The 15,573-nt window shown below is 46.6% G+C and carries 14 protein-coding genes; 10 read left to right on the top strand and 4 right to left on the bottom strand.

The window, feature by feature from the left end; genetic code table 11:
* Positions 1–96 precede the first annotated feature (96 nt).
* The 3 genes from msrB to J2Z34_RS04130 are packed head-to-tail and all read left to right on the top strand — an operon-like array spanning position 97 to position 2,597.
* Positions 97–552 (top strand): peptide-methionine (R)-S-oxide reductase MsrB, encoded by a 456-nt coding sequence (gene msrB, locus J2Z34_RS04140; RefSeq protein WP_209458605.1) that lies wholly within the window; start codon positions 97–99, stop codon positions 550–552.
* Between the two features lie 18 nt (positions 553–570).
* Positions 571–1,239, top strand: coding sequence for a response regulator transcription factor (locus J2Z34_RS04135; protein ID WP_209458604.1), 669 nt, complete (start codon positions 571–573; stop codon positions 1,237–1,239).
* A complete protein-coding gene (locus J2Z34_RS04130; protein ID WP_209458603.1) occupies positions 1,236–2,597 on the top strand; it encodes a HAMP domain-containing sensor histidine kinase in 1,362 nt (453 codons plus the stop codon). Before J2Z34_RS04135 ends, J2Z34_RS04130 begins: the two co-directional genes overlap by 4 nt.
* A 79-nt stretch (positions 2,598–2,676) precedes the next feature.
* On the opposite strand, the gene J2Z34_RS04125 is transcribed toward J2Z34_RS04130, so the two are convergent.
* Positions 2,677–3,144, bottom strand: a complete 468-nt coding sequence (locus tag J2Z34_RS04125) for a hypothetical protein (protein WP_209458602.1) — start codon at positions 3,142–3,144, stop codon at positions 2,677–2,679.
* Positions 3,145–3,365: 221 nt separating this feature from the next.
* Between J2Z34_RS04125 and J2Z34_RS04120 the strand changes: the two genes are divergently transcribed.
* Complete coding sequence (locus J2Z34_RS04120) at positions 3,366–4,193, top strand: rhomboid family intramembrane serine protease (RefSeq protein WP_209458601.1); 828 nt, start codon at positions 3,366–3,368, stop codon at positions 4,191–4,193.
* A 202-nt stretch (positions 4,194–4,395) separates the two neighbouring features.
* On the top strand, positions 4,396–6,777 hold the full coding sequence (locus J2Z34_RS04115) for a VIT and vWA domain-containing protein (RefSeq protein WP_209458600.1): 2,382 nt from the start codon (positions 4,396–4,398) through the stop codon (positions 6,775–6,777).
* 56 nt (positions 6,778–6,833) lie between these two features.
* Here J2Z34_RS04115 and J2Z34_RS04110 read toward each other — a convergent pair whose 3' ends face one another.
* A complete protein-coding gene (locus J2Z34_RS04110) occupies positions 6,834–7,313 on the bottom strand; it encodes a YbaK/EbsC family protein (protein WP_209458599.1) in 480 nt (159 codons plus the stop codon).
* Positions 7,314–7,537: 224 nt separating this feature from the next.
* On the opposite strand from J2Z34_RS04110, the gene J2Z34_RS04105 reads away from it, so the two are divergent.
* Positions 7,538–8,362: a metallophosphoesterase gene (locus J2Z34_RS04105; protein ID WP_209458598.1), complete on the top strand. Its 825-nt coding sequence runs from the start codon at positions 7,538–7,540 to the stop codon at positions 8,360–8,362.
* 101 nt (positions 8,363–8,463) lie between these two features.
* Here the strand turns inward: J2Z34_RS04105 and J2Z34_RS04100 are convergent, their stop codons facing one another.
* Positions 8,464–9,465, bottom strand: coding sequence for a tetratricopeptide repeat protein (locus J2Z34_RS04100; protein WP_209458597.1), 1,002 nt, complete (start codon positions 9,463–9,465; stop codon positions 8,464–8,466).
* A gap of 164 nt (positions 9,466–9,629) precedes the next feature.
* Here J2Z34_RS04100 and ppaX point away from each other — a divergent pair, with 164 nt between their 5' ends.
* Positions 9,630–10,286: a pyrophosphatase PpaX gene (gene ppaX, locus J2Z34_RS04095; RefSeq protein ID WP_209458596.1), complete on the top strand. Its 657-nt coding sequence runs from the start codon at positions 9,630–9,632 to the stop codon at positions 10,284–10,286.
* Between the two features lie 147 nt (positions 10,287–10,433).
* On the opposite strand, the gene J2Z34_RS04090 is transcribed toward ppaX, so the two are convergent.
* Positions 10,434–11,741, bottom strand: coding sequence for a D-alanyl-D-alanine carboxypeptidase family protein (locus tag J2Z34_RS04090; protein WP_209458595.1), 1,308 nt, complete (start codon positions 11,739–11,741; stop codon positions 10,434–10,436).
* 246 nt (positions 11,742–11,987) lie between these two features.
* Here J2Z34_RS04090 and J2Z34_RS04085 point away from each other — a divergent pair, with 246 nt between their 5' ends.
* From J2Z34_RS04085 to pckA, 3 genes are all read left to right on the top strand, one after another.
* Positions 11,988–12,533: an NUDIX hydrolase gene (locus J2Z34_RS04085; RefSeq protein WP_425348037.1), complete on the top strand. Its 546-nt coding sequence runs from the start codon at positions 11,988–11,990 to the stop codon at positions 12,531–12,533.
* Entirely contained in the window at positions 12,520–13,680 is a 1,161-nt protein-coding gene (locus J2Z34_RS04080; RefSeq protein ID WP_209458593.1) for an iron-containing alcohol dehydrogenase, read from the top strand. The genes J2Z34_RS04085 and J2Z34_RS04080 overlap by 14 nt, the downstream gene beginning before the upstream one ends.
* A 300-nt stretch (positions 13,681–13,980) precedes the next feature.
* The gene (pckA, locus tag J2Z34_RS04075) at positions 13,981–15,540 is read left to right on the top strand and encodes a phosphoenolpyruvate carboxykinase (ATP) (RefSeq protein WP_245250505.1); all 1,560 of its coding nucleotides are present in this window, start codon (positions 13,981–13,983) and stop codon (positions 15,538–15,540) included.
* Positions 15,541–15,573 lie beyond the last annotated feature (33 nt).

Raw genomic sequence — 15,573 nt, 5'->3', positions numbered from 1 at the left:
TGCAGAAAAACTGTGATGTCATTTCAATCAGATGCGAAGATAAAATGTTAGGCATGATGTATAATTGAGGGAGGAATCAAGGAAGGAGGCTTAACCATGAAAAGAAGGGACTACAGGCTGAGGGACAAGAAGGAAGTGGAGCAGGAGCTTACAAAGCTTCAGAAGGAAGTTACACATAAAGGCGCCACAGAAAGGGCATTTGCCAATGAATACCACGACAAGAAGGAACCCGGGATATATGTTGACCTTTATACGGGAGAACCCCTGTTTACGAGTCTCGATAAGTTTGATTCCGGCTGCGGATGGCCGAGCTTCACAAAGCCCATAATCAGGACTGTGGTTGATGAGAAGGCAGACTGGTCCTTCGGGATGCACAGGGTCGAGGTAAGGTCAAAGGTCTCTGACAGCCATCTCGGGCATGTGTTCAATGACGGACCCAGGGACAAGGGCGGACTCAGATACTGCATAAATTCGGCCGCCATACATTTCATACCGCTGGACAAGCTGGAAGAAGAGGGCTATGGAGAATACCTTGAGCTCTTCAGAAAATAGAACAATCGGAGGGAAGACATGAAGAAGATACTGATAGTCGAGGATGAGAGAAAGCTGGCAAGGTTCATGGAGCTTGAGCTGACGCATGAGGGCTATACCGTGGACATAGTCTCTGACGGGCAGAGTGCCCTCATGAAGCTCATGAGCAAGGAATATGACGTATGTCTCCTTGACCTTATGATACCGGTTATTGACGGTATAGAGGTCACAAAGAGAGCCAGGGCTTTCACCGACATACCGATAATCATGATCACAGCAAGGGACGGACTGGAGGACAAGGTCAAGGGCTTCGACATAGGAGCTGATGAGTATATGACCAAGCCCTTCGAGATGGAGGAGCTGCTTGCAAGGCTAAGGGCGCTGTTTAGGAAGAAGAACGACAAGAGCCTTGAGAAGGTCCTCTCATACAAGGACCTGACACTTAACAAGGAGACCTATGAGGTGACAAGGGGAAGTGACAGGAAGGAACTCACCAAGAAGGAATTTGACCTTCTGTCCTATCTCCTGGAGAACCAGGGAATAGTGCTTACGAGAGAGAAGATCCTCAATACAGTATGGGGCTTCGACTTTGAAGGCGAGACAAATGTGGTAGACGTGTACATAAGGTTCCTGAGGGCCAAGATCGACGATGATTATGAGGAAAAGCTCATCCAGACTGTCAGGGGAGCAGGGTATACCCTAAGATGATGGGGAAGCTCGATCCAAACAGGCTGAAGCTTTCAACCAGAATAACCTGGAATTACGCCCTGATATTCACGTCAATACTTCTCATCATAAACTTCGCGGTTTATGCAAGCACCCAGATCTACAACAGGGTCGCATCTTCAACAGAGGTGTCGAACCTGTCATCATCCATGATCACTATGCTTAGCCAGAGGGATGAGGTATCTCCGGAGGACATACGCAGCCTTGGAGTGATTCCCCCGTACTACGCTTCAGTCACATCAGCCAAAGGCAGCGTCTACTCAATTGAGGACACACTAATCGGAAATGAGGATGGAAAGCTGGTGCTTAGAAGGCCTGGAAGGGAAACCACAAGCCTTTCAAGCAGCGAAAAGTCCCTCACGAGAGGTGAAGTCACATATAGCGTAGTGGTCGTAAAGGACCTTAACGTATACAGGTTCCTTAATACAGTCAATCTTGTCACACTTATAATCGCATCCCTCATGGGGGTTGTTGTCAGCTATGTGGTGGGCATATATATGTCAAGGCAGAGCTTCGCCCCCATCATAAAGATGACGAAATCTGCGGCTGCAATCGGACCTTCCAACATGCATGACAGAGTCATACTGCCGGAGGCGAAGGATGAGATCAGGGACCTTGGAGAGACATTCAACGGACTACTGGACAGGCTTGATGATGCTTATTCCAACCAGGCGAAATTCGTTTCTGACGCATCACACGAGCTGAGGACTCCGCTTACAGTAATAAAGGGCTATACTGACATGCTCAGGCGCTGGGGCAAGGATGACAGGGAGATACTTGATGAATCGATAGATGCCATAAAGGCGGAATGCGAGAATATGGCACTGCTCGTCGAGAATCTTTTGTTCATCGCCAAGGGTGAGAACAGGAAGCTGAACTTAAGCCCTGCGAGATTCAACCTCAGGGATATGCTCCTTGAAGTGGACAAGGAAGGTGACTTCAATCTCAAGGGAAGGGATATTGTCGTCGAGGCTGAATCCTTTGAAATAGTAGCGGACCGCAAGATGATAAAGCAGCTGGTAAGGATCTTCGTCGACAACAGCGTGAAGTTCACTGAAGCAGGCTCGGTCATAACACTCACAGCTGAATTGAAGGGACCCAGTTACGTCATGAAGGTCATTGACAGGGGAGAGGGTATCCCTAAAGAGGATCTTGCGAAGATATTCGAAAGGTTCTACGTGGCTGACAAGGCAAGGACAAAGGACAAGGCAGGCTCCGGACTCGGCCTTTCCATTGCAAAATGGATAGTCGAGACACATAAGGGGACCCTGACAGCAGAAAGCGAGCAGGGTATTGGCACTACAATGATAGTTGAGATGCCGGTTGATATTATTGCGTGAAAAGGGCTGCCAAATGGCAGCCCTTTGAAATATCACGATATTGAAGTTAAACTGCAGGTCCTGTTTTTCAGGGTGCCTGCTATCTCTTTACCTTCCTGTCCTTTATGGTCTGCTTGTACCATAGCCTCTTGAGAAAGGCGGTTGAGGATCTCCAGGTCACCTGCAGTATGAAGCCTGCAATGACCGAGAACATGATGATCATGTAGAAGGTCTTATAGGGCTCGGCTTTTCCTGCCTCGTTGATGTAGTTGTCCCATATCCTCATGAACATGAAGTACTGCGCACCTATTACGCCGAGTATTACCGAGCGTGCTATCACAGGCAGCTTCATGAAGAACAGGAGGACTATCAGAAGTCCCAGGGCAGCATACAGGTACAGGAACGGACCGTACATCACAGGGATGTTCTTAGGCTCGAGCAGCGCTATGGGGTCCCAGCTGAAGGTATAGACCTCGCCGAACGCATGGATCAGCATGAATATGATGAAGGGCAGTATCCTTGAAAAAACAGCCGTTATGAACCATACGGCCTTTTTGATATATCGCATATTTATCCTCCGAAAAATTCCATTTCCCTATGATTATATCAGATGGTCAAAAAAATGGGTAGTGAACATCGAAACTGAGCTCTCTTATGGTATTATTAATATGAGCCGAATCGCACATTAAGCTTAGTATAAGCATGCACTGTTATTATTTGCAGATAAAACCTTTAAGAAATGCTTAATTCTGCAGTATCGGCCAGAAATATTTTATGGATGTGGAATATATGGATATATTGAGAAAGATAGAAAAATTTGTGAGCCGTTTCGCTGTAAGGGGACTGATGAAATACATAGTCATCCTGACAGGTGCGGTATTCTTCCTTGACCTGCCCATGTCGGGCAGACTGACTCAGATGATGTACCTCGACAGGGACCTGGTCCTATCAGGACAGGTATGGAGGCTTCTGACCTTCGTGTTCGTACCTGAGGGCTCGGGATTCTTTACAATAATATCGCTGATCTTCTATTACTGGATAGGTAATGTGCTGGAGATGGTATGGGGCACCAACAGGTTCAACACATACTACTTCCTCGGAGTGCTGTTCACAGCCATAGGCGGCATGATACTGGGATTCACAACCATTTATTACGTCAACCTGTCACTGTTCCTGGCCTATGCGGCATTTTTCCCTGAGAACACAGTATACGTCATGTTCGTTCTCCCGGTAAAGATGAAGTACCTGGCTGCGTTCCAGATGCTTTACCTATTGTACCAGATAGTAGCAGTTCCAAGCATTGCGCTGAAGGTTGCCATAGTCTTGTCGATACTTAATTTCCTTCTCTTCTTCGGTCCGGAGTATCTGAGGAAGTCCAAAAGGAACGTAAGGACCTCAAAGATGAGGAAGGACCTTGACTCATATACTAGGCAGAAGACCGCATCCATGCATAAATGCACCATATGCGGCGTGACTGAGAAGGATGATCCTGATATGGACTTCAGGTATTGCTCCAAGTGTGAAGGTCATTTCGAGTATTGTGAAAAGCATATACTCGAGCATGAGCACAGGTCAAACGTGATAAACCTGTCTGAGAAGAAAAAGAAGATAAACTGATGATAAATGCGGGGGCGCCTTTAAAGGTGCGTCCGCATTTTGGCAAACAGGCCAGGACTTCAGGAAATAAGAGGAAGTCGAAGGAAACAGGCAGCCGATGCCATGGAATGGCTTATGAAAATGGTTATTTCAGCATGTAAAGGTGCCAGAGCGGCCATTTTCGTTTATAATGTAAACTATAGAACCTTTTAGGAGGATAATCATGAAGAAGTACGGACTTTCAAGCAAGGACAAGACCAGCCAGGTCAAGCTCAACAAATTGAATGTTTCGGGCAACATATGCGGAGAATATGTGGAATACACGATCTCCCAGTATTTCAGAAACACCACAGGAGAGAACATCGAAGGAACATACAGCTTCCCGGTCCCTACAACCTCAATTCTGACAGGCTTCGAGGTGGAGCTTGGCGGAAGGAACCTCAAGGCGGAGGTAGAGTCAAGGGAAGAGGTCCTTAAGATTCAGGAGGAAGCTCACCAGGGAGGAATAAACTCCATCACTCTTGAACAGAGCGGAGATGACTATTTCACGATAAGGATAGGAAACATCCTTCCGAATGAGAAGGTAGTCATCAGGATAACCTACATGGATCAGCTAATCTATGAGGATAACACGCTGAAGCTCATGATACCGAGGGTTGTTGACCCTGTCTACAACGATGGAGAGGCAGATGAGGAAGGAGAGACTGAATTCTACCTGAGCCTTCTCATCGAATCCTTCGGAAAGCTGGATATCAAATCTCCAAGCCATAAGATAAAGGTCGAGAGAGAGGATGACACCCTTTCCAAGGTAACGGCCAGCAATGACCAGAACCTTGACCATGATTTCATACTGAACCTCAAGGAACTGAAGCCGCTCAGCGCCTCAGGAATGGGGTACAGCTACTACGAGGATGAGCAGGAAAAAGCCATACTCATGCTGAGACTTACTCCGAGGCTTCCGGAAGTCAAGGAAATCAAGGATACCAACTATGACTTCCTTCTGGACATATCTACGTCGATGAACGGATTCAAGCTTGAAGAGGCGAAGAACTCAATTATCATCGCACTAAGAAGCCTTGAAGATGGAGACACATTCAACATCATGGCCTTCAACTCAGAGCTTTATAAGTTTTCTCCTCACGGCAAGGTCAGGTATTCCAAGGAAAACCTGCTCGCAGCTACAGAGTGGATAGAAGCCCTGCAGACGAAAAGGGGCGGATCGGCAATGTTTGATGCGCTGAAGGAATCTCTCAGGGAGTCCGAGGAGGATGAAGCATCTGTAATATTCCTCTTTACTGACGACATTGTCGAGAACGAGGACGAAATCCTGGACTATGTGAGGTCAAATATCGGAAACAGCATGATATTCCCGTTCGGAATGGATACTGAAGTTAATTCTTTCTTCATAAACAAGCTTGCAGAGCTTGGATACGGCAAGCCCGAATTCATTGACGAAGGCGAGAGAATCGATGACATCATACTTAGACAGATAAACAGGATATACAATCCACAATTTGATGTAACCTCAATAGACTGGGGCGAAATGCAGGTTGAGAAGACCTATCCCGGAACGATCAGCTACCTTTACGACAGGGAGCCGTTCACTGTATTTGCCAAGGTCAACGGGTATATCGAAGGAAAGGTTACGCTGAAGGGTGAGGTCGACGGAGAAGATTATACGATGACCATTGACCTGGATAAGCTGGAAATCGAGGAAAATTCCAAGCTGATCGACAAGGTCTGGGCAAGGAAGAGGATAGAGTCCCTCATAGAGAGGGAAAGAACCCATAGGGGCCATGAGGCTGAGAAAATCAGGGAAGAGATTCTCTGCATCTCCAAGGAATACTCCATCATGTCCAGTGAAACATCCTTCATCATGCTTGAGAAGATCGAGGATCCTGTTCTCGGTATCGGACTCCACAGGATGGTACCGATAGAGATGTCGGAGAACACGATGAAGAGCATGGCTAAGGGCTACTTCCTTGATGAAGCAGCATACAGCTTCGAAGTCAACATAAGGGAAAAGATGGCAGAAACCGGACTTACTGCAAAGGAAGCCAAGAATGCCATAAAGTACGACAGGGACAACCTGCTTAGGGTGCTGGCGAAGAACCAGCAGGCTGACGGGTCTTTCCTCGACCTTGGAGAGGAAGATGACTCTGTAATCCTTGAAACGACGCTAAGGAGTCTTCTGGCATTCACTGTCGGAAGCGAGACCACTTCATTCTATCTGAACAACATTTCAAAGGCATTCAGATATGCAATGGAATCGCTGCAGAAGGATTCTTCGCTGATAACGGAGAGGAACTACATGCTGCTTAACATCGCATATTCACTTGCCGAGGGCAAGAACCTTATCAAGGAGAGGACAAGATCCGCTCTTGAGAAGGTGGTTGAGAAGACCTCCGACTCCAAGTACATGAAGAGCCTTGAAGAGGTTTCAGAGCTTGTAAGGGCGGCCACACCAAACCAGATGAAGTTCATAACAGCAGCGACCCTGGATATCTCCAAGTCATACGTGGAGAATGCAGAGACAATATTCGAAATGGACATAAAGAGCAATATAACAAACATAGCGAACATAGCCATCGCGAAGGCTTTGTAGGAATAAACGGATCCAGTTTCGGCTTAAGGCCAAAACTGGATCCGTTTCATGATATTCTAGATTTCAGGCAGTCTGCAGACATCCACCCAGCCTTTGCTTCTGGAGTATGTTTCAAGCTCTGGAATCTTAAGTCCAATAGCTGAATTGGAGCTGCCGCAGGCGGGATATACTACATCGAATCTCTTCAGGGATTCATCAAGGAACACTCCGACTCTCTTGTCCTCGATACCGAACGGGCAGACGCCTCCTACGGGGTGGGTTGTAAACAACAGAGCATCCTCTGGCGACAGCATCTTTGCCTTTGTAAGGAATGCCTTCTTGAACTTTGCACTGTCAATTTTAGTGTCGCCTGCAGTAACAAGCAGGATGCACCCGTCATCGGAGCCCTTAAGCGCCACTGTCTTGGCAATGCGCTGAGGCTCGGTTCCCAGAGCTTCAGCCGCTGCCTGTACAGTCGCTGTCGAGACAGGGAACTCCATTATCCTGTCCTCGATATCGTACCTTCTGAAATATTCCTTCACATTCTCAATTCCCATTAGTTCCTCCTTCAGGCAAGTCTTAAGGAACATGATAGCACTTAATCGGATTTTGGGCTTGCAAGACTGATAATTTTTTCTGAATTCAAATTGAGACACACTGAAATTAAGATACCGGCAAATTTGAACCATTTAAAACAGCTATAAACTAGAATATTGTCAAAGGGGTTAAACGGTAAGGATAAACCCTTCAGCCTAATAACCATGAGAGGACAAACTGACATATGAAAAAACTAACATTTATTGCCTGCACATTAGGATTGGCAGTCCATCAGCTAATTGAGCATGAAGCGATCAAGCTTGTGGAAAGGACCATTGCCATTAGAGACCTTCCCGCTGAACTTGCCGGCTTTAGGATAGCGCACATATCTGACCTTCACGGCAAGCGGTTCGGGAACAGTAACATAAGGCTAGCAAAGCTCATAGACTCATGTAACCCTGATGTGCTTTGCATGACAGGTGATATGGTCAACGGAACCAGGGATGACGGCAGCGCACTGACTGAACTTCTTATGAACCTAAAAGGGAAATATCCCAGGCTGTATGTTTCCGGAAACCATGAGAACAGGAGCATATGGTTAAGTGATAAGGCGAACTGGGACAGTTTTTCAAAAAATCTTGAGCGGTATGGTACAGCGATCCTGAACGGCAGCTCATACTGTCTTGAAGGATTGCCCATATGCTTCCACGGGATGAAGGATTCAAGGGACAAACACCTGAAGCTTGAAGGAGTACTGGGACCAAAGAGGGATGGAGCGCTTAACATCGCCCTGATCCACAGACCCACCAGGTTTGAAGCTGCTGCGAATGCCGGGTATGACCTCATATTGTCCGGCCATATACACGGAGGAGTAATCAGGATCCCTTTCGCAGGCGGACTGCTATCACCTGACAAGGCGCTCTTTCCCAAATACGACAAAGGTATATTCCACTACTTTGGTTCAGCTCTATGCATCACTTCCGGTCTTGGAAATACTAGGGTTTACCCCAAGCTAATGAACAGGCCTGAGGTTGTGCTGATAAGGCTGATGCCTGGTGAAGCAATGTGAGTAAGGTAAACAAGGCAGGTCAGATAAGTCAGATGGAAAATATTTGAAGATGAAAAAAGTCCGATTCCGGACTTTTTTCATCTTCTTTATTCTCTATGCAATTATTCTTCGTTCCTGGGTTCTTCATTATCCTCAGTAACAACTTCATTATCCTCAGCAATTTCTTCAGAAGCCTCAATAATTTCTTCAGATTCGATGAATCCCTCAGCGATTTCTTCGGATTCTTCCGCTTTTTCTTCTATACCCAAGTATTCTGTTTCTTCCGAAGCAGATGCCAGGTCAATGCCTTTGGCTGCAGCATCAGCCTTGAATTCCTCGTACTTTTCTGCGATTGCAGAATCTGTAATGTTTGAGAGGAAGGAAGCCTTGAGCTTTGTGGCCCTTTCAAACATTTCATCTGCCTTATGCCATTTACCCTTGTCCCAGAGGATCAGTCCATAGTAGTAGAGTGCTTCAGGGAACTTTGCTGTGTCTGAGATTTCCTCATATATAGCCTCAGCCTTATCACGCTCTCCAAGGAAATAGTAGGTTTCTGCAAGATTGTCAGCTATTACCGCATCGCTCTTGTTGAATTCATGTGCTTCTGTATTCAGTGCCAGGGACTTCTCAAGGTCGCCCTTTGACATCAGGAGATATCCGAGTATCTGGTATACTCCTGTATTCTTGAATTCTTCCTTGGACTTTTCCACCATTTCGATGGCTTCGTCGAATCTTCCCTGTTTCCACCTGAGTATGGCAAGGTTAAGTATCGTGCTCTGCTTGAGGCGGGGATCCCTGTCAACCTCTTCCGAAGCCTTTACCAGGTAGTGTTCCGCTTCCTCCATGTTGCCATTCCTGAGCAGCAGGAAGCCATAGCTTGAGACTATGTTCGGCTTTGTGTTTCTGCTTTCAGAAGCCTTCTTGAACAAGCGGAGAGCTTTATCCATGTCACCTCTGTTGTAGGCCTTGCTTCCTGATACGGCGTAGAACATGGGAAGGTTCTTCCATATGGTGAAAGCCATATATCCTACGAGCAGTATGTTGCCTAGCGTGCGGTTTCCCGTGTAGATAAGGGTTATGATTCCAAACAGTACTATGATGTCGATCATTGGCAGGTTCTTCATCTGATATTTCCTCACTCTTCAATTAGTATTTTCGTTTTTTCCGTCTAAAGGTACTATATCATGTGGAGAAGAGATTTTACAGGGATTAATTGTTGTAATATAATGAGTGGAAAGCAAAGTACGCTAAAGAAAACTATGCAAATTGAAATTTTGGGAGATTATATATGATAAAGGCAGTATTCTTTGACCTGGACGGCACGGTCCTTGACACCAATGAGCTGATACTACAATCCTTCAGGCATGCATTCAGGGAACGGCTGAACATAACAGTACCTGATGAGACGATCCTGACATTTTTCGGGGAACCGCTTCATTATTCCATGTCAAAATACTCTGATGATGTGGAACCGCTGCTTGAGACCTACAGGGAGTTCAACTGGAAGCACCACGACAGTATGGTGGAGCCATTCCATGGGACAATCGAAGCACTCAGGGAGCTCAAGGAGATGGGCCTGTATCTTGGAATAATAACCTCGAAAAGAAGAAATGTCGCAATGAAGGGCATAGACCTGTTTGACCTTGCCAAGTACTTCGATGTCATCGTCACACCAGAGGACACTGAAGAGCATAAGCCCAAGGCAGGACCTCTGCTCAAGGCCTGCGAGCTTCTCGGAATAGAGGACCCGTCCACTACGATGATGGTAGGGGATTCAACCTACGACATCCTCTGCGGCAAGAACGCCAATGCTTCAACAGTTGCAGTCAGATATTCGAAGATTAGTCTCGACATACTCAAGTCAGTCTCTCCGGATTTTCTTGTGGACAGCCTGCTTGAGATTCCTGGAATTGTAAAGGGCTCTGACAATAAGAATAAAGGCTGAATATGATAACCAGGCTAAGGGCAACAGTTGTCTGAAGATTACTTAGGTCAGCAGCAGATAACCAAGAATAAAAAAGTTTCCGCAACATCTGAAATGTTGCGGAAACTTTTTTATTGCTGAATATAGACTGCTTTTAAAGATTGCTCTTTAGTACCTGCCTGACCTTGTGCTTCTTCCAGCCCTTGACCTTCTGCCGTCGAGTCTTCTCTGTTTAGCCCTTTTGCGTCTTCTGATGCTGCCGATTACTACAAGGAGCAGGAACAGGAATATCAGGAGAAGTGCAAGACCAAGTACTATATAGATTACAAGGTTTTCCTTAAGTATCACGGAGCTTACATCCATTGTCGAAAGAAGGTCTACGTTTTGTCTTCCGGTCCTGTGTATGAGGCTTACAGTACCGACTGTAGTGCCTGCATCTACACTGAACGGGTCAAGGTCCATAAGAGCCACATCCTGCAGCGCTTCCTTCTCATTCAGCTCGTTCGCGTAATAGGTGAGGCTCTCCTTGGCGACTACAGGAACCTCAAGTGTCTTCACGGGACCGATCCACCTGAACATCCTGTATTCAAGGTTCATTTTTGTCACTTCCTGACCCTGGGCAATCTTCACTGACTTTTCTTCCGCAGCGGATGCCTCAGCCAGGCTGCTCGTGTCTGTAAACACTAAGGTGTTGCCTGGATCGTTTTTTGACTTCAAATCAACTGTTCCGATGGTCCTGCCGTCAATGACATAGACTGCTGCAAGGCACCTGCCTGCTTCTTCCGTGTAGCCGGTCTTTCCGAAGACGTTGCCGGAAAGTCCGATATTCTTGTTCTTGCTTATGACGGTACCAAGAGTCTGGGTCTTGGTCTTCAGGACATAGGTGTCGAGGGTTGCCACTTCGCTGATCCATGGGTCCTTGTACGCAGCTGTCAGAAGCAGCATGATGTCGTAAGCGGTTGAATAGTGGTCCTCGTCATGAAGTCCTGTGGCATTGGCGAAGTGAGTGCTCTTCATACCAAGCTCCGAAGCCTTCTTGTTCATGAGGTCAGCAAAGCCTTCCACAGTTTCTCCGATGTTTATCGCTATTGTTGTAGCAGCATCATTTGCGGAGCCCAGAAGCAATGCGTGCATCAGCTCGTCTGCAGAAATCTCTTCGTTGTTCGCAATCGGCTTGAGGTTGAAATACATTGAGTACGGTACTTCGAGCCTTGCTTCCCTCGGGTATTTCATGTAGTCGAACTTCTTGTTCGAATAATGCTCTGAGAGAATTAGAGCTGTCATAAGCTTTGTTATGGATGCAGGATACATGGTTTCATCGATGTTCTTGGAGAATATGATTTCACCGGTCTGAACATCGAAGGTGATTGCTGAAGAACCGTTGATGTCCGGCATTGAAGCCTTTGCGACCATCGCAGGAATGAGCATCAGGACCAATAGAAATGAGGCTGTGAGCCTTTTAAGTTTAGTTCCCATGAGACCCCCTTGAATGTATATATATCTGTTTATTATATAATACCATCTGAATCGGATTTATTGAAGAAAAAGAGTGACAAACCATGCACCAAAACTTAACACTGTGTTCATAAGACTAAAGTGCACCATCTCTCTGATATTGATATAATCTACTTATGATGATTGGAAGGTGAGATTATGAGACCCTTGGAGATTTTCAGGGACAGGGTACCTGAAGCAATTGGCAAGTTCAGGAAATCAGCGGTAATGATAATTGTGGTAGAAGAGGATGGTATAGACAAGCTGGTGCTTGAAAAAAGGGCACTAACCCTTATAAAGCAGCCAGGCGACATCTGCCTGCCAGGCGGCGGCATAGACCCTGGGGAGACTCCGAGAGAGGCTGCCATAAGGGAGACCAGAGAAGAGCTGGGGCTGACAGATGATGAGATAGATGTGATAGGTCCTATGGACTTCTTCATAAGCCCGTATGGCCAGATAATGTATCCCTTCGTGGCGAGGACAAAGGTTACGGAATTTTTCTATAGTCCTTTCGAGGTTGATTCTGTTTTGAAGGTTCCACTGGAATTCTTCATGGAGACTGAGCCAATGCGTTATGACATGGATGTAAGTCCGGAGATTGGGGATGATTTCCCATATGACCTGATACAGAACGGAAGACAGTACAAATTCTCAAAAGGAATCTCCACACAGTACTTCTACAAGTACCAGGGACATGTCATATGGGGGTTCACGGCGAGAGTTATAAAAAGCTTCATAGATATCATAAGGGAGGACGGGTATGAAGAACTTTGACTATAACAATCCGACGAGACTTGTGTTCGGCAGGGGCACAGTGGAAAATATCGGGAAATACATTGCGGGATACGGAGACAAAAAGGTGCTTCTCCTATACGGTAAGGGATCAATATTCGCCAACGGGACTTACGACAAGGTAACAAAATCCCTGAGGGAAAACGGCATAGATTTCATCGAGCTTGGCGGAGTCAAACCAAATCCAGTGCTTACCAAGGTAAGGGAAGCGGTTGAACTGATGAAGAAGGAGAAGGTAGATGGAATTGTTCCTGTAGGAGGGGGCTCGGTTTTCGATACGGCCAAAGCCTGCGCCGCGGGATACTTCTATGATGGGGACGTGTGGGATTTGTATGAAGGCAAGGCTAAGGTTACCAGAGCTCTGCCCATATACGGCGTGCTTACGATATCCGCAACGGGTTCAGAGATGAACCATAACTCAGTGATCATGAACGAGGAAGAGAAGAAGAAGTGGGGGCTTGGCTCAAGGGCCTTCTATCCAAGGTTATCGATAGTCGATCCATCAGTTCAGGCGACACTTCCCAGAAATCAGACGGTAAATGGTGCATGTGACACACTGGCACATGTCTTCGAGGCATACTTCGGTGGGACGCCTTCGACCAGGATGCAGGATGAGCTAAGTGAAGGGATAATGAGGACTACTATAGACAGCGTCAGGATACTGCTCGATGATCCGTCGGATTACGATGCCAGGGCTGAGCTGGCCTGGGCAGCTACTCTTGCGCTTAATGGGCTGAACGGTCTCGGAAGGGCAGGAGACTGGGCATCCCATGGGATAGAGCATTCCCTTTCAGCATTTACAGATATTGCGCATGGCGAAGGGCTTGCGATCGTCTTTCCTGCCTGGATGAAGCATGTATACAGGGAGGATCCGGAAAAGTTCGCAAGGTTCGGTGAAAAGGTACTCGGAATAGATAAGTCCTCAGCTGAGGATATGGCCCTGAAGGCAATCGAAGCCCTGAAGGAATTCTTCAGAAGCATCGGAGCACCTGTAACTCTAAGGGAAAGAGGTTTCACAGAGGACATGCTGGAGCCTATGGCGGAGAATGCAGTTATGAAGGGAAGCCTTGGTACGCTCAAGAAGCTGGGTAAGGAAGATGTTCTGGAGATTCTTAAGATTGCATTCTAGAATCTTTGACGATTATAAAATATAGACATGTCATTAATGACAAATCATCAATCTTGCCGTTCTGAATTTTTGCAGAACGGCTTATTTTTGTCTAAAAACATGAAGGGACTTTTTTGCTCCCTGCAAAACAAGCCAAAAAGGCATATTTTCTCTGAACTTTTTATTAATATTGTCAGATAAATGCAGGATAAACGAAAAATGACATTCACACCGCAAATTTATGAAATTTATCTTGCAATTGGTGAGCGCCTATATGACAATTGAATCAGAAAATGGTGAATCAAATCAGGGGGGATTATTTTGGGAAATGAAGATATATATTCAGCAATAGGCGAAGGCAGGCTGAAGGTAAACAGGTCGGTGTCAAGGCTCATCAATGATGCAGTAAGACGAAGGGAAGGAAAGCTCACTGAACAGGGAGCGCTTCTTGTCATAACGGGGAAATATACGGGAAGGTCGCCTAAGGACAGGTTCATCGTGATGGATGAAACTACAAGGGATACGGTCGCATTCGGGAAGACGAACCTTCCGGTTTCGGAGGAAGTATTCGCAAGGGTCAGGGGAAAGGTACTGGAACATATCAAGGACAGGGACATGTTCCTTGTAAAGTCCAGGGCAGGAGCTTCAGACAAGGAAACACTGAAGATAGACGTGCTCTGTGAGAATGCGGCACAGGCGCTTTTTGCCACCCAGATATTCATAAATGACAAGGAGCGTGAAGGAAAGCCTGATTTTACTGTGGTTGCAGTTCCAAGCCTGCTTCTTTCGGGAAAAGAGGATGGCTTGAATTCAGAGGCAGGAATCCTTATAAGCTTCAAGGAAAGGCTCGTGCTGATCTGCGGAACCTGCTATCTTGGCGAAATCAAGAAATCTGTATTCAGCGTCATGAATTTCCTGATGCCTGGTGACGGAATACTTCCGATGCACTGTTCGGCAAATACCGATGAAAGCGGGAACACTGCACTTTTCTTCGGGCTTTCCGGAACAGGAAAGACTACACTCTCTGCAGACTCGAAAAGGATACTTATAGGGGACGACGAGCATGGCTGGGCTGATGACGGTGTCTTCAACTTCGAAGGCGGCTGCTATGCCAAGACAATAAATCTGGACAAGGACAAGGAAAAGGAGATCTACCAGGCCATAAGGTTCGGGTCACTTCTTGAGAATGTAGTTGTAAACAAGAATGGTGAGCCTGATTACACTGATGCGTCACTTACAGAGAATACAAGGTGCACATATCCGATAGGATACATAGAGAATGCTTCAGCTTCAGGAACAGGTTCAATACCCAAGACAATACTGTTCCTTACAGCGGATGCTTTCGGCGTTCTCCCTCCAATCTCCAGGCTATCCAAGGAAGGTGCCATGTACCATTTCATGTCAGGCTACACTTCAAAGCTTGCTGGAACTGAGCGTGGAATAGTGAATCCTGAAACAACGTTCTCAGCGCTGTTCGGGGAACCGTTCATGCCTAGGAGGATAGAGGAATATGCAAGGCTTCTCGGTGAGAAGATAGAAGCCCATGAGACAGATGTCTACCTGATAAACACAGGATGGACCGGAGGAGCGTACGGGACTGGAAACAGGGTTCCACTGAAATACACAAGGCTCATGGTGGAAGCAGCAATTGAAGGAAGACTTAAGAATGTAGAATATGAGAAGGACCATGTCTTCAACCTTGATATTCCGACTGCAGTGGATGGGGTTCCAAAGGAGCTCCTCCATCCGAGAAGGCTATGGAAGGACGCAAAGGATTACGACAGGACCTCCCAGATGCTTGCTGAAAGGTTCAGGGAGAACTTCAAAAGGTTCCCTGATGCTGACGAAGCGATAAGGATGGCTGGCCCAATCAGTGAATAAGAAACAAGGCCCCGAATTTTCGGGGCCTTGTAT

Source organism: Youngiibacter multivorans, assembly GCF_017873395.1.
GTDB lineage: Bacteria > Bacillota > Clostridia > Clostridiales > Clostridiaceae > Youngiibacter > Youngiibacter multivorans.
The sequence above is the reverse complement of the archived record's forward strand: the minus strand, read 5'-3'. Positions and strand labels throughout refer to the sequence as shown.